The 18,529-nt window shown below is 62.0% G+C and carries 14 protein-coding genes and 1 pseudogene; 8 read left to right on the top strand and 7 right to left on the bottom strand.

Features of this window, described 5'->3' with window-relative positions; genetic code table 11:
* Nucleotides 1–132 precede the first annotated feature (132 nt).
* From ilvB to B0G74_RS08625, 7 genes are all read left to right on the top strand, one after another.
* On the top strand, nucleotides 133–1,935 hold the full coding sequence (gene ilvB, locus B0G74_RS08595; protein ID WP_132376889.1) for a biosynthetic-type acetolactate synthase large subunit: 1,803 nt from the start codon (nucleotides 133–135) through the stop codon (nucleotides 1,933–1,935).
* Nucleotides 1,936–2,019: 84 nt separating this feature from the next.
* Nucleotides 2,020–2,385, top strand: coding sequence for a hypothetical protein (locus B0G74_RS08600; RefSeq protein WP_132374404.1), 366 nt, complete (start codon nucleotides 2,020–2,022; stop codon nucleotides 2,383–2,385).
* Nucleotides 2,386–2,497: 112 nt separating this feature from the next.
* On the top strand, nucleotides 2,498–3,799 hold the full coding sequence (locus B0G74_RS08605; protein WP_132374405.1) for a TolC family protein: 1,302 nt from the start codon (nucleotides 2,498–2,500) through the stop codon (nucleotides 3,797–3,799).
* Nucleotides 3,800–3,809: 10 nt separating this feature from the next.
* Nucleotides 3,810–5,366 (top strand): efflux RND transporter periplasmic adaptor subunit, encoded by a 1,557-nt coding sequence (locus B0G74_RS08610; protein WP_132374406.1) that lies wholly within the window; start codon nucleotides 3,810–3,812, stop codon nucleotides 5,364–5,366.
* Complete coding sequence (locus B0G74_RS08615; RefSeq protein WP_132374407.1) at nucleotides 5,363–8,581, top strand: efflux RND transporter permease subunit; 3,219 nt, start codon at nucleotides 5,363–5,365, stop codon at nucleotides 8,579–8,581. The genes B0G74_RS08610 and B0G74_RS08615 overlap by 4 nt, the downstream gene beginning before the upstream one ends.
* Nucleotides 8,578–8,931 carry a copper-binding protein gene (locus B0G74_RS08620; RefSeq protein WP_132374408.1) on the top strand — a complete coding sequence of 118 codons (354 nt, stop codon included), beginning with the start codon at nucleotides 8,578–8,580 and terminating at the stop codon, nucleotides 8,929–8,931. The genes B0G74_RS08615 and B0G74_RS08620 overlap by 4 nt, the downstream gene beginning before the upstream one ends.
* Before the next feature lie 231 nt (nucleotides 8,932–9,162).
* Nucleotides 9,163–9,507: a hypothetical protein gene (locus tag B0G74_RS08625; protein ID WP_243658148.1), complete on the top strand. Its 345-nt coding sequence runs from the start codon at nucleotides 9,163–9,165 to the stop codon at nucleotides 9,505–9,507.
* A 257-nt stretch (nucleotides 9,508–9,764) separates the two neighbouring features.
* Here the strand turns inward: B0G74_RS08625 and B0G74_RS08635 are convergent, their stop codons facing one another.
* From B0G74_RS08635 to B0G74_RS08655, 5 genes are all read right to left on the bottom strand, one after another.
* The gene (locus B0G74_RS08635; RefSeq protein WP_132374409.1) at nucleotides 9,765–10,718 is read right to left on the bottom strand and encodes an isocitrate lyase/PEP mutase family protein; all 954 of its coding nucleotides are present in this window, start codon (nucleotides 10,716–10,718) and stop codon (nucleotides 9,765–9,767) included.
* A gap of 39 nt (nucleotides 10,719–10,757) precedes the next feature.
* The gene (locus tag B0G74_RS08640) at nucleotides 10,758–11,648 is read right to left on the bottom strand and encodes an amidohydrolase family protein (RefSeq protein WP_132374410.1); all 891 of its coding nucleotides are present in this window, start codon (nucleotides 11,646–11,648) and stop codon (nucleotides 10,758–10,760) included.
* Nucleotide 11,649: 1 nt separating this feature from the next.
* Nucleotides 11,650–12,612, bottom strand: coding sequence for an isocitrate lyase/PEP mutase family protein (locus tag B0G74_RS08645; protein ID WP_132374411.1), 963 nt, complete (start codon nucleotides 12,610–12,612; stop codon nucleotides 11,650–11,652).
* 48 nt (nucleotides 12,613–12,660) lie between these two features.
* Nucleotides 12,661–13,224, bottom strand: coding sequence for a hypothetical protein (locus B0G74_RS08650; RefSeq protein WP_132374412.1), 564 nt, complete (start codon nucleotides 13,222–13,224; stop codon nucleotides 12,661–12,663).
* Nucleotides 13,225–13,621: 397 nt separating this feature from the next.
* Nucleotides 13,622–14,554, bottom strand: a complete 933-nt coding sequence (locus tag B0G74_RS08655) for a LysR family transcriptional regulator (RefSeq protein WP_132374413.1) — start codon at nucleotides 14,552–14,554, stop codon at nucleotides 13,622–13,624.
* 167 nt (nucleotides 14,555–14,721) lie between these two features.
* Between B0G74_RS08655 and B0G74_RS08660 the strand changes: the two are divergent.
* Nucleotides 14,722–15,752 (top strand): annotated as a pseudogene (locus tag B0G74_RS08660) (isocitrate/isopropylmalate family dehydrogenase).
* A gap of 81 nt (nucleotides 15,753–15,833) precedes the next feature.
* On the opposite strand, the gene B0G74_RS08665 reads toward B0G74_RS08660, so the two are convergent.
* Together B0G74_RS08665 and B0G74_RS08670 are read right to left on the bottom strand one after the other, a co-directional pair.
* Nucleotides 15,834–17,204 (bottom strand): MFS transporter, encoded by a 1,371-nt coding sequence (locus B0G74_RS08665; RefSeq protein WP_132374414.1) that lies wholly within the window; start codon nucleotides 17,202–17,204, stop codon nucleotides 15,834–15,836.
* A 116-nt stretch (nucleotides 17,205–17,320) separates the two neighbouring features.
* The gene (locus B0G74_RS08670; RefSeq protein WP_132374415.1) at nucleotides 17,321–18,499 is read right to left on the bottom strand and encodes a porin; all 1,179 of its coding nucleotides are present in this window, start codon (nucleotides 18,497–18,499) and stop codon (nucleotides 17,321–17,323) included.
* Between the last annotated feature and the right edge of the window lie 30 nt (nucleotides 18,500–18,529).

An 18,529-nucleotide genomic window follows, 5' to 3' on the forward strand; every position in this document is an offset into this window, starting at 1 on the left:
TTGGAAGAGAAATCGTCCTTAGATTTTGGCCGCTGATGTTGTCAGCGTCCGTTTCCATGCGAGTCAGCCATGACCCAAAACCCAAACGCTGCTTTAAACGCTCTCCTGAAACCGCCGGCTGCCGGCGAATCGATGTCGGGTGCCGACATCATCCTGCGCGTGCTCAGCGAACAGGGTGTCGATACCGTATTCGGCTATAGCGGCGGCGCAATTTTGCCGACGTACGATGCCGTCTTTCGTTTCAACGAAATGCACGCGCGAACTCCCGAGCGCCAGATCAAACTCGTCGTACCCGCCAATGAACAGGCCGCCGGCTTCATGGCCGCGGGTTATGCGCGCGCGAGCGGCAAGGTCGGCGTATTCATGGTGACGTCAGGCCCTGGGGCGACGAACGCGGTGACGCCGATCGCCGACTGCAACGGCGATTCGATCCCTGTCGTCCTCATATGCGGACAGGTGCCTCGTGCCATGATCGGCACCGATGCTTTCCAGGAAGCGCCCGTTTTCAACATCATGTCGGCGTGCGCAAAGCAGGTGTTTCTGGTGACCGACCCGGCAAAGCTGGAGCAGACGCTGCGGACCGCATTCGAAGTCGCTCGCACCGGCCGTCCAGGCCCGGTTGTCGTGGATGTGCCCAAGGACATCCAGAACTGGAGCGGCGTCTATCACGGGCACGGTACGCTGGAGTTTCGAGGCTACTCTGACCGTCTTCGCATGGTGGCAAAAGGCGCTCGCCTCGAAGAGGACAAGCGCACCGAATTCTTCGATCTGCTGGCGCGCAGCAAACGACCGTTGCTGTATGCCGGCGGCGGCATTATCACGGCCGGCGCAACGGCAGAGTTGCGCCAGTTTGCACAGCGCTTCGGGATCCCCGTGGTGACCACATTGATGGGTCTCGGCGCGATATCCGTGAAACACGAACTGGGGCTCGGCATGCTGGGCATGCACGGCGCGGCCTGTGCGAACTACGCGGTGGAAGATTGTGACTTCCTGATCGCGGTGGGCGCCCGATTCGATGACCGGGTTGCCGGTGGCCGCCCCGACGCATTCGCACCCAGAGCGCGGTATGTTGCGCACATCGACATCGACGAGGCGGAAATCAACAAGGTGAAACGGGCGAACTGGACGCACGTAGGCGACGCGAAGGATACCTTGCTGTCACTGATGAAGCATGGTCCAGTCGAGCAACCGCCATTGGACTGGCTGGACCGAATCAAGGAACTGAAACGGGTCTACGGTATGAACTACGACCGCAATAGCCCGGCAATTCAGCCACAGTTCGTAGTCGAAAAGCTCAGTGAAATTACCGGCGGGCGAGCCATCGTCACCACAGGCGTCGGTCAGCATCAGATGTGGGCTGCGCAATTTTTCGACTTCGTCGAACCGCGCAGCTTCCTGACTTCGGGCAGTATGGGGACCATGGGTTTCGGGCTGCCCGCGGCGATCGGCGCTCAACTGGCGCGACCGGATGCGCTTGTCATCGACATCGATGGTGACGGCAGCATCCGCATGAATATTGGCGACCTGGAGACGGCAACCACCTACGGCGTGCCTGTCAAAGTACTGCTGCTCAACAATCTTGGTGACGGGATGATCCGGCAATGGCAGCGTCTCTTTTACGAGGGGCGCTTGTGCGTGAGCGACAAGTCGCTTCATCGCAAGGATTTCGTCATGGCAGCTCGGGCCGACGGGTTTGAGTTTGCCAGTCGCGTTGACGCAATCAGCGAACTCGAAGGCCAACTCAGGGCCTTCATAGAATTCGACGGACCGGCTTTCCTCGAAGTGATGGTCGACGAGAATGCCGATGTCTTTCCGATGGTCGGACCAGGGCAAAGCTACGCGAATATGATCACCGGGCCGTTCATTCCGTCCCGGGTCGAGTCGGAAACCAGAGGGAAGGGCACGGAGCGTCAAGCGGCTGCGGATATGTTCTAAGCAACTTCGTGTTGATTCACGCGCTTCTTACGCGTACGCCTTTGACAGCGTGACAATGCCGATGGCTGCGCTATACTTGCGGCGATGAAAATCCTGCGGACACTTCTCGTCTTGCTGCTGTGTGTGATGCTGCCCCTCAGTGGGCTGGCAGCAAGCGGCACGACTGGAGCGTGTCCCATGGAATCCGCCATGACCGGCGACACCGCCGCCATGTCGGCTGATATGCCCGGCTGCGATTCGGCAAGCCCCATGTCCAGTGAACACGCCAAGTCGAAGATATCGCTGTGCAAGGTGAGCGCCCAGTGTCAGATGGGCAGCCTCTATCACCCCGTTTCTTCTCCCACCGTGACTCGACCCGCCGGGTCGTTTGTTCCCGTCAGCTTCCACTACGCACAGTCGCTCTCCATCCGCGAGCCGGATGGCCTCTGGCGTCCACCGCAGTCCCTCTAACTCCATCGTTCTGGTTCGCCGCTTTTACGCGGTGATGTCGTCCCGTTTCGGGATGTGAGTGCGTGTGTCCGCTCGCGCGGCTACACACGGCTCGACCATTCGAGGTTAGACCATGCTTTCCATCATCGGCACGCCGGCATCCCGGCGCGCCTGGGCTAGCTCGTGCGCCGTCTTCCTTGCGTTCGGCCTGCTGGCTGGCCGCGCGGCGCATGCCCAAGACGCGGGCTTGACGCTCGACGAGGCACTTCAAATAGCCACTAGTCGCTCGTCCTCGATCCAGGCTGCGCAAGCCTCGGTTCGGGGAAGTTCGGACGTGGTTGTCAAAGCCGGGCAATTGCCCAATCCCACGTTGAATCTGAGTGTCCAGGACCTGCCTGTCAATGGACCCAATGCCTTCACGATCGGCCAGGACAATTTCACGATGCGTGGCATCGGCATCCAGCAGGAGTGGGTTTCTCCCGCAAAGCGCCGGCTGCAAACAACGCTGGCCGATCGTGCCGTGGAGCGCGACAAATCGACGTACCTCGAAAAGGTCGCGGAGGTTCGTCAGCAAGTGGCGATGGCCTGGCTCAATGCCATCTACGCAAAGAAGGCCGTCGCGCTGAGTCAGGCGCTGGTCGACCATCTGAGCCAGGAGCTCGCCGCAAAACAGGCGTCGTACCGTGGCGCAAAAGGGGCGGCGATCGATGTCGCCCAGGCGAGCCTGACGCTTGGCAATGCGCGTGATGAACTGATCAGCGCCCAGCAGGACGAGAGGACCGCGTTGATCACGCTGTCGCGCTGGACGGGAGCGGGCAATGTGCTCGAAGTGGGCGGCACGCCGCCGGCACTCCAGTCACACGTATCGGGTTTGAGCGTCGAGCAGCTTGCTCAGGTTCAGCCTTCGTTGATCGCGGCCCGCGCAGCCATTTCGCTGGCCGATGCCGACACGGACGTTACCCGAAGCAACCGAAGCCCGAACTGGACCTGGGGGCTGACCTACTTCAAGAGCGGTGGCAAGTTCCCGGACTATGTGTCGGTCGGTGTTTCCATCCCTTTGCCGATCCATCGCGGGAACGTCGAAGACCGCGACGTCGAGCAAAAGTCCGAAATGGGCACGCAGGCGCGGCTCGTTTATGAAGACACCGAGCGGCAGGTGGTCGCGGATATCCAGAGTCTGACGGCAAAGCTCGCCAGTGGGCGGGGGCGTCTGGCCAACGCCAGACAAACCGTTCTTCCCGCGGCCGAACAAAAAGTGCAACTGGCCAATGCCGCGTACCGGTCGGGTACCGGCACGCTCTCCGATGCGTTGGACGCGAGACACACACAGCTCGAAGCGGACCTTCAGGTGTTGAACCTTGAACGGGACGTTTCCCTCGTCTGGGCGCAGCTCGAATACCAGGTTTTGCCGCCCGACCTGACCTCCGCCCAGTAAAGAGAAAAACATGAACCAGAAACTGATCGTTCGCGCCGTGGCGGCAGTGTTCACTGCCGCTGCGCTTGTAGGCGCCGGCTATGTGACCGGCAGTCATCGTGCCGCAACAAGTACGCCCACGGCGTCAGCCACAGCCGCGACTCCATCCGCAGCCGGAGACAAGATCGACCCGAAAACTGGCCGCAACGTGCTCTATTGGCACGATCCGATGGTGCCGAACCAGCACTTCGACAAGCCCGGCAAATCACCCTTCATGAACATGGAGCTTCAGCCCGTCTTCGCGGACGAAGGGAGTTCCAGCGGTATCAAGGTCGACTCGACGCTGCAACAGAATCTCGGCATCCGATACGCGACGGTGGTCCGGCAGGACGCCTCTGAAAGTTTCGATGCGATCGGAACCACCCAGTTCGATGAGTCGATGGCCGATGTCATCCAGTCGCGGGTGACGGGTTATATCGATCACCTGTACGCGAGCGCGCCGATGCAACGTGTCGCGAAGGGGGTGCCGATTGCGTCGCTCTTCGTGCCCGACTGGTTGGCGCCTCAGGAAGAGTATCTGGCGCTCAAACGCGGGGGCATGGATGCCGGACTGCTTGCCGCCGCACGTGCACGCATGCGGGCGCTGTCGATTCCGGACGGGCTGATTGCCAGCCTCGAGCGAACCGGAAAAGCGCAGACCCATGTCACGCTATTCGCCCAGCAAGCCGGCGTGCTGACGGAACTGAATGTTCGCGATGGTGCGATGGTGTCGCCTGGACAAACGCTCGCCAAGATCGCGGGGCTGTCGAAGCTGTGGCTGATCGTTGAGATACCCGAGTCGCTCGCATTGCAGGTGCGGCCCGGCATGATGGTCGACGCGACGTTCGCCGGCGACGCTTCGCAACACTTTAGCGGCCACATCCGTGAAATCCTGCCGGGCATCAGTCCGGACAGCCGGACGCTGCAGGCGCGCCTCGAAATCGACAACGCAGGACTGAAGCTGACCCCCGGGATGCTGATGCGCGCACGGGTCAGTGGAGCGAAACCGGTCTCGCGGCTGCTTGTGCCGTCCGAAGCGGTCATCACGACCGGCAAGCGCTCGATCGTCATTGTCAGGAATAGCGATGGCCGGTTGCAGCCTGTCCAGGTTGTGATCGGCCACGATAGCGGCGACGGCACCGAGGTCACGAGCGGGCTGACCGAAGGCCAACAGGTCGTCGCGTCGGGCCAGTTCCTGATCGACTCCGAAGCAAGCCTGAGGTCCGTGCTGCCGAAACTCGAAGGAAGCGCGGCACCGGCGGCGTCGGCCTCGACTTCCGCTCCTGCTCCTGCTCCTGCCTCCGCGCCCGCTGCCGCGCAAACCTACGAAACGACCGGCAGGGTCGAAAAAGTCACCAGCAGCGACATCACGTTCTCACATCAACCCGTGCCGGCGCTAGGCTGGGGTGCGATGACCATGACCTTCGGCAAGCCGTCTCCGACGGCCTTTCCGGACGTCAAGGTCGGCGAGTCCGTGCATTTCGTTTTCAAGCCGTCCGACGACGGCTACCAGTTGACGCAGGTCGAACCGGCCGGAGGCGCGAAATGATTGCACGCGTCATTCGCTGGTCGATTTACAACCGGTTCCTCGTGCTGCTCGCGACAGTGCTCGTCACCGCATGGGGCGTTTATTCGCTGACTCAAACGCCGGTCGACGCACTGCCGGATCTGTCCGACACGCAGGTCATCATCAAGGCATCGTATCCCGGCAAGGCGCCGCAAGTCGTCGAAGACCAGGTGACGTATCCGCTCACGACGACCCTGCTGGGGGTGCCGGGCGCCACCACCATCCGCGCCTATTCGTCGTTCGGGGACGCGTTCGTCTACGTGCTATTCGATGACAGGACGGACCCGTATTGGGCCCGCTCGCGCGTGCTCGAATACCTCAATCAGGTGCAGAGCCGTTTGCCGCAGGGCGCGACTGTCTCACTCGGGCCCGATGCCACGGGCGTTGGCTGGGTCTACGAATACGCACTGGTCGACCGCACGGGCAAACACGACCTTGGCCAGCTTCGCGCCTTGAACGACTGGTTTCTGAAGTTCGAGTTGAAATCGGTACCGGACGTTTCGGAGGTCGCCAGCATCGGCGGCATGGTGCGGCAATACCAGGTCGTTCTGGATCCGGACAAGCTGCGCGCCTACGGCATCACGCAGGCTAGCGTCGCGGATGCCATCGGCAAGGCGAACCAGGAATCCGGTGGTTCCGTGGTCGAACTGGCCGAGTCCGAGTACATGGTCAGATCGTCGGGATATCTGCGCTCGCTCGACGATTTCCGCCACATCGTGCTGCGCACGAACAGCACTGGAACTCCCGTCTTGCTTGGCGACGTCGCACGCATTCAGATCGGACCTGAAATGCGCCGCGGCATTGCCGAACTGAACGGTGAAGGCGAAGTGGCCGGCGGTGTGATCGTGATGCGCTCAGGCAAGAATGCGCTGACGACCATCGACGCGGTCAAGGCCAGGCTCGCCGGCCTGAAGCAGTCTCTGCCGCCGGGCGTCGAGATCGTGACGACCTATGACCGCTCGCAGCTCATCGAGCGCGCGGTCGACAACCTCAGGGACAAGCTCATCGAGGAGTTCATCATCGTCGGCCTGGTCTGCGCGGTGTTCCTGTTCCACCTGCGTAGCGCGTTCGTTGCGATCCTGTCGCTGCCGCTCGGCGTGTTGACCGCGTTTATCGTGATGCGCTACCAGGGCGTCAACGCGAACCTGATGTCATTGGGCGGCATTGCGATCGCGATTGGCGCGATGATCGACGCAGCGATCGTGATGATCGAGAACGCCCACAAACATCTCGAGGCGTACGACCACACGCACCCCGATACGCCGATCACGACTGCCCGGCGGTGGGAGTTGATCGCACAGTCGGCCGCCGAAGTCGGCCCGGCGCTGTTCTTTTCGCTGCTGATCATCACGCTGTCGTTCATTCCGGTGTTCTCGCTCGAAGGCCAGGAAGGGAAGCTGTTTGCGCCGTTGGCGTTCACAAAGACCTACACCATTGCCGCTGCCGCCGGCTTGTCCGTCACGCTCGTGCCCGTGCTGATGGGCTATCTGATCCGTGGCCGGATTCCGCATGAGAACGCCAATCCGATCAACCGTGTGTTGATCCGGCTTTATCGTCCCGTGCTCGAAGCGACGTTGCGCCGGCCGTGGATCGCGATCGGGCTGGCAGTGCTGGCGCTTGCCATCACGTTGATTCCCGTGTCGCGGCTCGGCGGCGAATTCATGCCGCCGCTCGACGAAGGGGATCTGCTTTACATGCCGACCGCGTTGCCCGGCATCTCCGCGGACAAAGCCGCCGAGCTTCTCCAGCAGACGGATCGCCTCATCAAGACGGTTCCCGAAGTGAAAAGCGTATTCGGCAAATCGGGACGCGCCGACACGGCGACCGATCCCGCGCCGTTCGAGATGTTCGAGACCACTATCCAGTTCAAGCCGCGCAGCGAATGGCGGCCTGGGATGACACCCGAGAAGCTGGTGGATGAACTCGACGCGCGGGTGAAGATTCCGGGGCTGTCGAATGTTTGGGTGCCGCCGATTCGCAATCGCCTGGACATGCTGTCGACCGGGATCAAGACGCCCGTCGGAGTGAAAATCTCCGGCGCGGACCTGGGGCAGATCGACAAGATCGCCACGCAGGTCGAGTCCGACCTGAAGAACGTGCCGGGCGTCACGTCGGCGTTGGCCGAACGCCTGAACGGCGGTCATTACATCGACGTCGATATCGACCGGCTCGCGGCCGCCCGCTATGGACTGTCCGTGACGGACATCCAGTCCATCGTGTCGACTGCGGTGGGCGGCGATAACGTCGGCGAGGTGATCGCGGGCCGTGAACGCTTTCCGATCAACATCCGCTATCCGCGGGAGATCAGGGACTCAGTCGAAAACCTGCGCCAGTTGCCGGTCGTCACGGATCGCGGCGCGCAGATCACGCTGGGCGATGTGGCGACGATCAGGATTTCGGATGGACCGCCAATGATCCGTAGCGAGAACGCCCGGCTATCAGGCTACGTCTACGTCGACATTCGCGATACGGATTTGCAATCGGCGGTGAAAGCGATGCAGGTCGCGGTTGCGCGGCATGTTGTCCTGCCGCCCGGCTATTCGATCGCCTGGTCGGGTCAGTTCGAGTATCTGGAGCGGGCGGCCGCGAAGCTGCGAACGGTGATTCCGGTAACGCTCGCGGTCATTTTTGTACTGCTGTTCCTGACGTTCAACTCGGCGGCCGATGCCTTGTTGCTGATGTCGACGGTGCCATTTGCGCTGGTCGGCGGGTTCTGGTTGATCTGGCTTCTCGGGCACGCGGTGTCCGTTGCGACGGCGGTGGGATTCATCGCGTTGTCGGGCGTGGCGGCTGAATTCGGTGTCGTGATGCTGCTTTACCTGAAGGGCGCGCTTAACCATCGCCTCGACGCGGGCGAGCCCTTTACCGAGGCGACCCTGGTCGACGCCATCCGCGAAGGCGCGGTATTGCGTGTGCGGCCCAAGGCGATGACGGTCGCGGTTGTCCTGGCGGGCCTCATTCCGATCATGCTGGGCCACGGCTCCGGCTCCGAAGTCATGCAGCGCATCGCCGCGCCGATGGTTGGCGGCATGGTGACCGCGCCGCTCCTGTCCATGCTCATCATTCCCGCCGCCTGGCTGTTGCTGCAACGCCGCCGCGTTGCGCGCATGAAAGCCACCACGCAAGAAGCGCTGCAATCCCACGTAGCACCCACTGGCACGCTTGTGCCGCAAACTCACTCTGGAGAAAACCAATGAAGAAGTTGATCACTTTGACGGCTGCGTTCTGCACCGGTCTTACGCTCGCCGGCGCGGCGATAGCGGCGGACGACATGGCCGGCATGAAAATGGCCAACGGCGCGATGGATGCCGGGACACCGAACAACGCAGCGCTCACCGATGCCGTCATCAAAAAGGTGGATCCGTCCACCGGCATGGTGACGCTTCAGCACGGCGAGCTGAAGAACATCGGCATGTCGGCGATGACCATGGCGTACAAGGCCAAGGATGCGGCGATGGTCAAACAGGCCAAGGCGGGCGAGAAGGTCAAGGTTCGCGTTGAAAACGTAGATGGCACGCTGACCATCGTGAAGCTTATGAAACAGTAACGGTTCGCGGTCGCACAGCGATGCGTCGGTGCCTTGTCCTATCGCAAACGCATTGCTGTGTCAGTGCCGACGCTGGGCCGTTGGCTGATGGAGGAGGGCCATGAGGAAGTCATGGCGTGTCTCCAGGTTTGCCGCGCACGAGCGACTCCGGATGGCGCTCCAGATAGTCGGCCAACGCGTTCAGCGATTGCAGCGTGCGGGTCAATTCCTGCAGCGCCTGGTGCACGTGTGGTGAGTCAAGCGCGAAACCGCTGGCTGGCAAGCGACGCGCTCGCCTGGCGCAAGCTCGCAATGGCCGCGCGCAAGGGCGAGTGGCGGCGGACCATTCCGGCCTTGTATGCGTGGATGGACAGAGGAGGCGACTTCGGTCGTCCCGCGCGCTTCGAGAACATCGATGCGACCGGCGATCAGGATGCCGCGAGTTTGATCGCCGCGGTCGAATCGAACTATGCGGGCGACGATGCGCGGCGTCGTCCTCGATGGAAAGAGATCGGCGCGGTTCTACGCCGGAGTGCAAATCGGGCGAGGACGAAGCGCAAGGACGAGACCTTGCCAGGACCGCTGAACCGTTATTAGGATTTGCCGAACGCGCACCCTCGACTCCGAACCGCCAGCGCCTATGGGTCACGACGCAGAACGAAAGATGGCATCGACTGCCCGCGTCCTTTCCTCCGTTGTAGACCTGCTATATCAAATGGTTGCAGTGGCGGCGCGACGGCCTTATGTCGAGGATTGCCGAGAAACTGGGCTTGAAGGAAGTTTTATCGACGGACGAGGAAGCGGGCAGCGAGTCAGCCTCGTCCGGTTCGCGAAGCCGCGTGCGTGCTGAAAGCCTAACGTTTCTCCCGCACCACGTAGTTCGCCGCGCTCGACCCGTATTTGCGCTCGATATCCTCGGGTAGCAGAAATTCCGTTTCGAGTTTGTCGATCATCGGATAGCCCATCAGGTCGGTAATATCGTCGATGCCCACCAGCAGATCGGGCCGGTCGTGCACCGTGCCGTTCTGCGCGCCGTCGCGAAACAGTTCGAGCGCGCGCATCATGCCCATGATCGCGGCCGCCGGCAACATCCGCGCGACGGTGACGCGTTTTACGCCGAGCTCCTGCAAACGGCGCACGGGGATCAGCGGCGTGGTGGGCCGCGAGCGAATGCCGAAGCCCATGTTGATGCTGACGGGCGCGTTGACGCCGTCGACGAATTTTTTGATCTGCTCTTCCGATGCGATCGCGTCGGGATAGACCATGTCCGCGCCGGCGGCCACATACAGTTTCGCGCGTTCGATCGCGGCATCGATACCTTCGACAGCGATCGCATCCGTGCGCGCATTGATCACAAAGCCGGAATCGGATTTCGCCTTCACCGCGGCTTCGATCTTCTTGGCCATTTCCCGCGCGTCGATCACTTCCTTGCCGCGCATGTGGCCGCAACGCTTCGGGCTGACCTGATCCTCGATATTCACGCCGACCACGCCGGCTTCCTCGAACAACTGCACGGTGTGATACACCGACACCGGATTGCCATAGCCGGTGTCCGCATCGGCCATCAGCGGCAGCGAGACGGAACGCGCCAGCCAGTGGCATGCATCGACATTTTCCGTGAGCGTCATGATGCCGATGTCCGGCTGGCTCAGGCGCGAGTTGGCCAGCCCCGCGCCGGTCGTCGAGGCCGCCTTGAAACCCATCTTCTCGATCACTCTCGCGCTGTAGCCGTCGTAGACGCCCGGTGAAATGATGATTTCGCCGGAATTCAGAAGCGCTCGCATCTGCTGGATTTTCGTGCTGCCCATATGCCACTCTCCACGTTTGGAAAACGCGCGGCTATACGGCTATTCGAAGCCGTATAGCCGCGCGGGATTGATGCCGAGAATCATGTCGCGGATGCCGCCCTCGGGCGCCCACTCGCCGACGAGGCCGAGCAGCACGCCCATGTTGGGCATCACGCCGTGATAGGACGAGTGCGGCCAGTCGCTGCCCCACACCAGCCGGTCAGGCCGCGCTGCCACGAGTGCTTTGGCGAACGGCTGCACGGCGGCATAGGGGGAAATGTCGTTGCCGAGGCGAAACGGCGCGGATAGTTTGACCCAGCACTGGCCGCTTTCCATGAGCGTCAGCAGCGCTTTGAAACCCGGCTGATCGAGGCCGTCCTGAACGACGATGCGCGCGAAATGATCGAGCACGACAGGCACCGGCAAACGCGCGAGGCGAGGGCCGATCTCCGGGAGGTCACGCGCATCGAGATGCAATTGCACGTGCCAGCCGAACGGCGCCACGCGCCTTGCCATTGCGTCCAGATCGTCGAGACCCGAGCGCGTATGCAGACGCACGCCGCGGAATCCGGCAGCGTCGAGACGCCGCAACTCCGCGTCGCTCACGTCCGGTTTCAATTGCGCAATGCCGCGCCATGCGCCGGACGATGTGTTGAGCACGTCGAGTGTGATCCGATTGTCGTCATAGACAGTCGGCTGGACGATCACCGCGCGCGTGACGCCGAGCTTCGCGAGCAGTGCGCGATATTCGTCGAGGCCGACCGGCGCGGGCGTATAGCGCCGCTTATCGCGGTACGGATACCGTTCAGGCGGCCCGTAGATGTGCGCATGACAATCGCATGCGCCCGGCGGCAAGACGAACGGTAGCGCAACCGGCGAGGCATCCGGCGATTGGCAGACCGGCGGTTCATCCGTTAAAGTATGTCGACGATCTTTTGCCGAATCGGTCATATCAAAGCTCCGCGCCAGGGTTGGTGGTCACGGCCGTTTTTTCGTACGCGGCATGCTCGTATTTCTGCTGATATTGTTCCGGTGTCAGATAGCGCTGTTCGATGCGTTCAAGCTCCGCGATCCCGACCAGATCGTTGAGTTCCTCGAACGACACGACGAGGTCGGGGCGCTCGATCACATCACCGCTTTCCACCGACTCCTTCAGCGTAGCAATCGCGTTCTTCATGCCCTGAATGGCCGCCGCCGTCAGCAAGCGCGGATAGACCACCACGGCCACGCCCAACTCCTGCAATCGCCGCGCCGAAATCAACGGCGTGGTGGAGCGCTGGCGAATGCCGAATCCCATGTTGACGCAAACCGGCTTGGAGACATTCTTGACGACCGTCGTAATATGATCCGTGGCCAGCAGCGCGTCGGCGAACAGTAGGTCCGCGCCGGCTTCGGCGTACATATTCAACCGCTTGATGACTTCGTCGATGCCATGCGTGGCGAGCGAGTCGGTCCGCGACATGATGAGGAGCTCCGGATCGAGCCGCGCTTCCGCAGCGGCGCGGATTTTTTCCGCGCCTTCCTCGGCGGAGATCACCTGCTTGCCTTTCATATGGCCGCAGCGTTTCGGCCAGACCTGATCTTCGATCATCACGCCGGCGAGGCCCGCGCCGTCGAATGCGCGAACCGTGAAATGCACGTTGACCGCGTTGCCGTAGCCCGTGTCGGCGTCGGCAATCAGCGGCTGCTCGTAACAGGAGGCGAGCGCGCGCGTGACGCGCAGGTTTTCCTCGAGTCCCATGATGCCCTGATCGGCCCAGCCAAGACTGGCTTCACTCACGCCGGCGCCGGTCACAAAGCCCGCGGCGAATCCGGATGCGCCGAGCAGTCTCGTGCTGTAACCATCGAACACGCCCGGCATCACCAGGATTTCAGGGGCGGCAATCAATTCACGCAGCTTGCTTCTCTTGCTCATCGTTTCCTCCAGGCAATACGAACCGGCAATGGCTGCTCACGCTGCGCGTCACTTCGTAATGAAAAGCTCTTTGCGCCAGCGGTCCTTGTGAATGCCGATCACGTCTATCTGATCGACGTAGTACAGAATCTTGCCTTCGAGCGTGGCGGGGAATTTCGGCGCCTGAGGCGAATGCGTCAGCAGCACGTGCACGATTTCATCGGGAATGCCGTTGCGCAAGGCCAGATGCGCGGCCCAGAAGGCGTGCGGATACTGTTTGCCGATATCGGTGGCGACGACCTTGCCTTCCGCGTCTGGTGCGAATTCGACCACTTTGCTCGCGTCCTGCAACACGGCCGCCGCGATCAGATAATCGCGATTCACCTTGATGCCGTGGTGGCGTTCGAACAGATCGGCGACCGACATCGCCATCTCCAGCACACACTGGTTATGGGGCAGAGTGGGATAAGGAATTTCAGTCGATGTCGGAACCTCCGCGATCCGCTTCCAGGGGCTCATCTCCCACAGCGTCTCCCATGTGGCAATGACGGCCTTGCGCAGCGTCGCGTCGCTAATGTCGGCGACCTGGGGAAACATCGCCACGACATCGATCGGTTCTTTCGATTGACTCATTGTGTGCTCCATTGCGTCCTCTTCTGTTTGACACATATCTGCCCTACGATACGGCGCCTCGGCTTGCTCGAGCAGGAACCGTGCTATCGGAATTGCCTCGCGCCGCGCAGCAGCATGCGTGACCGATGCACTGGGTGAACGCGAGGTCGGTCGCGGCATGATTGACCGGGCGTCGCGAGAGACGCTGCAGTTCTTGCCGGCGCGATGAAGTGACTGTCACGCAATGCCGATGTAAGGCTGTGGCGCGCGTGACGTGCGAGGGGTCTCCGTTTAGTGGTTCGCCGTCTTGCGTCTGAGGCGGCTGCGTTGTGTTGCAACCAATATAGAGCAAGCGCCCGCAACGCGGAAATACCAAAACGATGACACGGACATAGCCCAATCCTATGGTTCGCTCACGCTACTGCGGCAGCGAGAGACCATATTGATCGTGCTGCTCGATAAGCTTTGTAAACAGTGCTTTGATCGCCAGCTCCACAATGCGGATGCCGTGTGTGACCGGGCGATGAACCGCGGTCGCGAGCACGAGCCGCGTGTGCAATTGCGGCCTCGCGAGCGCCCGCGCGTGCAGCGTGGCCGCAGCCAGTTCGCCGAGCACGGCGGGTTTCGCGAGTACCGTGCAGCCGAGGCCGGCGACCACCATTTCCTTGAGCAGTTCGAGCGTGTCGACTTCGTACTGCACGTCGAGCGTCACGCCTTCCTTGCCGGCCGCGTATTCGAGCGTGCGGCGCAGACCGTGGTTGCGCGTCGGCAAAACCAGCGGTATTTGCGCAACGCCCGCGAGCGTCGTCTCGTCAGGTATCGCGAAGTTCGTGGCGGCGGCCGGCGTGACGAGGAACAACTCCGCGGCCGCCAAAGGATCGACCGCGACGGTGGACGAACGGCGGGCGTCGTGCAGAATCGCCATGTCGAGGCGGCCGTCGATCAGCCACTCGTGCACATAGCCGCTATAGCCCGATACCACGTTCACCTGCAGATTGGGATGTGTCTCGCGCAAACCGGCGATCAAGCGCATGCCGATCAGATTGCACACGGTCGGCGTCAAGCCGACGGTAACGAGTCCATGCGGCGAGTCGCGTTCCGACTGGAGATCCGCTGGAATCGCAGCCAACTGGCGCACGAGCGGACTCGCGCGTTCGATCAGTGCGAGGCCTTCCGGCGTCAGCGAAATGCCGCGGCCGTGGCGGTAGAGTAGACGCAGGCCGCATTCCTCTTCGAGCTTCTGGATCTGCCGGCCCAACGCAGGTTGCGCGATGCCCAGCACAGTGGCGGCTTTCGAAAAACTGCCGAATGCGGACACCTGCATCAGCAATTCGAGTCGTCTCAGATCCATTCTGACGCTCCTGCTTTTTTGCGGCATAGCTGCTATGCCCGATAAACCGATTGTGAGGCGCGCACAAAGTTTTTGATAATAGTGCTCTACCCGGGCATCCGGCGGCATTGCCCGCGAGCATGTCGCAGTGCACTGCCGTGTCAGGAACACACAGAAGGAGTCGCACGATGAGTTCAAGCAAATCATCCCCCATTCCCGCGACGTTGATACCGGGCGACGGCATCGGCCCGGAAATCACCGCTGCCACAGTCAAGGTACTCGACGCATTAGGCGCGCCCTTTGCGTGGGACATTCAGCACGCGGGCATAGCCGGAATCGAACGTGGCGGCGAACCATTGCCGGAGACGACGCTCGACAGCATTCGCCGCACGAGGCTCGCGTTGAAAGGGCCGTTGACCACACCCGTAGGCGGAGGATTTCGCTCCGTCAATGTGCGGCTGCGCGAGGCGTTTTCGCTCTACGCCAATCTCCGGCCGGTGCGCACCATCGTGCCCGGGCGCTATGACATATCGATATCGTGCTGGTGCGCGAGAACATCGGGGGGCTTTATGTGGCGCACGAACATTACATTCCGATAGGTGACGATCCGCATGGCGTCGCCGTTCTGACGGGAATGAACACGCGCGAAGGTTGCCGGCGCATCGCGCAATACGCGTTCGATTACGCGGTCGAGCATGGACGCAAAAAAATCACCGTCGTTCACAAGGCGAATGTGCTGAAGGCGCTGACCGGTCTTTTCCTCGAGACGGCGCGAGAGGTTGCGCGCGACTACGAGGGCAGGGTGGCCGTCGACGATCGCATCGTCGACGCCTGTGCGATGCAGCTCGTGTTGAATCCGTGGCAGTTCGACATGCTGCTGTGCACGAATCTGTTCGGCGATATTCTCTCGGACGAACTCGCGGGACTGGTCGGCGGACTCGGCCTCGCGCCCGGCGCGAATATCGGCGCCGACGCCGCCATTTTCGAAGCCGTGCACGGCTCGGCGCCGGATATCGCCGGGCGCGGCATTGCCAATCCTGTCTCGCAGATGCTGGCCGCGGGCCTGATGCTCGAACACGTCGGCGCGGGCAATCTTGCGCAGCGCCTCAATCAGGCGATCAGACAGACGCTCAACGACGACAACGTGCGCACGCCCGATCTGGGCGGGCATGCATCGACGGCGGTATTTACGGACGCACTGATCGCGCGGCTCGGTTGAGCGGGGCCGCGAGGATATCGCTGCCGCTTCCATTGCGACGGGCGTTGCCGCCCGGCGCAGGAACCGGCGGCGATCGGCGCGTCAATGCTTCACTTCGAGATCTTCCAGACTGATGTTGGTCGTATCCACGGCGACGATCGCGGCAACGAGCGCACAGGCAAACCACGCCGCGGCGCCGATGCCGATCAACCAGCTATGCCCCGCACCGATCCCCAGCAGGAACGACGCGACGAGCGGCGCGAAAAAACCGCCCAACCGGCTGAGCGCGAAGCTGATGCCGGCACCGCGCGCCCGGATGCCCGTCGGATAGATTTCAGCCTCATACGTATGCAGCAACGGGCCGTTGATGAAAATCATGGCCTCGGTGAGAAAGCCGAACAGCACGATCATGTAGGTCGAGTCGGCCAGCAGAAAACACAGGCCGAAGATCATATTCAGCACATACGCGAACGCCATGCCCCATTTGCGCTGGATCTTGTCCGTAATGTAGACGGAGACCAGACAGCCGACCGGGTACGCGATCTGGATGACGGCGGTGTAGGTCAGCGCGTGCACGATCGAATAGCCGCGCGAGTAAAGGAAGAACGGCACGAACGTGGCAAAGCCGTATGCACCGAATCCCTGCAGCAGTTCGATTCCCCACGCACTCATGGTTCTGCGGAGATAGGCGCGCGACAGCAGCAGGCTGATCGGCGATACGCCGCTCTCGATTTCGTATTCCGTTTTCGGCGGGGGCGGCAGCATCACGAGGTTCTTTTCGCGCATGACGCGGCGCTCGATTTTATCCATCACGTCGTCGGCTTCGTTGCGCCGGCCCATGCGTTCCAGCCAGCGCGGCGACTCGGGCAAGCCCACGCGCAGCAGAAGCGATGAAAAGCCGCCGAGCGCCGCGAGCAGCAATGCGATGCGAAATCCTGGTAGCGGCAAGTCATTCAGCGGCACGAGCAGCATCGAGGCGAAACCGCCCACCGTGCCGCCGAGAAAGCCAATCGTCAGCGCGAAGCTCGACATTTTGCCGCGCGCTCGCGCGGGCGACAGTTCCTGCACGTAGGTCGTCGACAACGGCAATTCCGCGCCGGTGCCGATGCCCGCAATAAACAGCGCGATCAGCAATACCGTGGCATTCGGTGAGAACGCGGCGAGCAGCGCGCCGGTCGCGAGAATGCAGAGGTCGAGCGTGAAAGCGCCGCGCCGGCCGATCTTGTCGGCCACCGTGCTCAAGCCGACCGCGCCCACGAACGTGCCGAAAAAAAGCGCCAGCGGCAATTCGGTGGCGAGATGCGGTTGCCCGAGGTAAGCGAAGAAATGCGCGGAAATGGGCCCAACTGAAAATAGCATGTACGAATCCCAGAACGTGCCAAGCGAAATCAGCAGAATCGATAAGCGCAGGTAGTTCGATTCGGGAAGGCGCTCGATTCGCGCGGCGATGGGAATGCGCAGGTTGGTTGTCATGGTGCATCCTTGTGTCCGTTGGGACTGCGCACGTTCATTGCGCGCGGGCGTCACGCGCAAACGTGGGAGAAAGCGGCTGGTGTCGGCGGCTCGGATCGCGTGCGGAGTGAGTTTCATCAGAACTTGTGGCGAAAGCCGAGCGACACGACGGTCTGGTTATTGCTGTTCGACGCGGTGACCTGATTGATCGCCGCGACCGCCGGCTTGCCGGTCGAGTCTACCCCTGAGGCGTGTTGATAAACGCCGACCAGATACAAATCGGTTCGCTTCGAAAGAAAGTAGTCCACGCCGAGCGTGCCCTGGTGGTACTGGGCCGCATCTGCACCGTTCACCGAACTGCCGCGCGTGTAGTCGTATTCGAGCCCGACCAGCAGACTGGCCAGCACCTGGTACTTGAAACTGAGTTCGACGTTATTGAATGTCACTTCACCGCCGAGGTGGCGTGGATTCGGGCCGCTTTGCGCGGTATTGCCGAGTCCCATGAATTTGGTGTTCGAATAGGTCGCGCCGAGCGTGGCGGCGCCGATCGTGTAATTGCCGCCGGCGCCGATCACCTGATAGGTATTCGCCGACGCGTAGCCGCTGTACACAGGGCTCGTGATCGAATTGGCCGCTGGCGTGGCCGTGCCCGTCGTGCTGTTGCCGAAGAAACTGACGTTCGGATTTCGCACGTTGAGATACGCGGCGCCGAGCGCGAGCGGTCCGTTCGTATAGCCGGCGCCGAGCGACCACACCTGATTCTGCGTGACGTTGCCCGCCACGCCGCCCAGACTGTACAGACCGCCGAACGTGATGCCGTCGTAGTTCGCGCTCGCGTATTTGACCGAGTTGTTGGTGCGTTGGCTATTGTCGAAGTTATCGAGGTCGCCGGGGTGCGAACCGATCGTGCCGCCCCACTGATCGCCCACCGTCAGCGGTCCGATATAGTCGACCACCGAATCATATTGACGTCCCAGCGTGACGGAGCCGAAGCGCGTGGACGTCAACCCGACGTAGGCCTGCCGGCCGAACATCAGGCCGCCCTGGCCCAGTTTGCCGGTGCCGAGATCGAAGCCGTTCTCCAACCTGAAGATGGCGCTCAGGCCGCCGCCGAGATCTTCCGAGCCACGAAACCCCCAACGGCTGCCACCCTGCGCGGCCGTGGTCAGGTTGTACAGGTGCTTGCCTCCTGCGTTGCTGTTGTATTCGGGCCCTTCGTCGATCATTCCGTACAGCGTGAGGCTCGACTGGGCGAAAGCGGATGGCGCGGTTGCGGCAATGATTGCCAGCAGTCCCGCCGTGGACATCATCTTCATGTTGTCTCCTTGCGTGTCTCTAGTTGTAGG

This window comes from Paraburkholderia sp. BL9I2N2 (assembly GCF_004339745.1).
Taxonomy (GTDB): Bacteria; Pseudomonadota; Gammaproteobacteria; order Burkholderiales; family Burkholderiaceae; genus Paraburkholderia.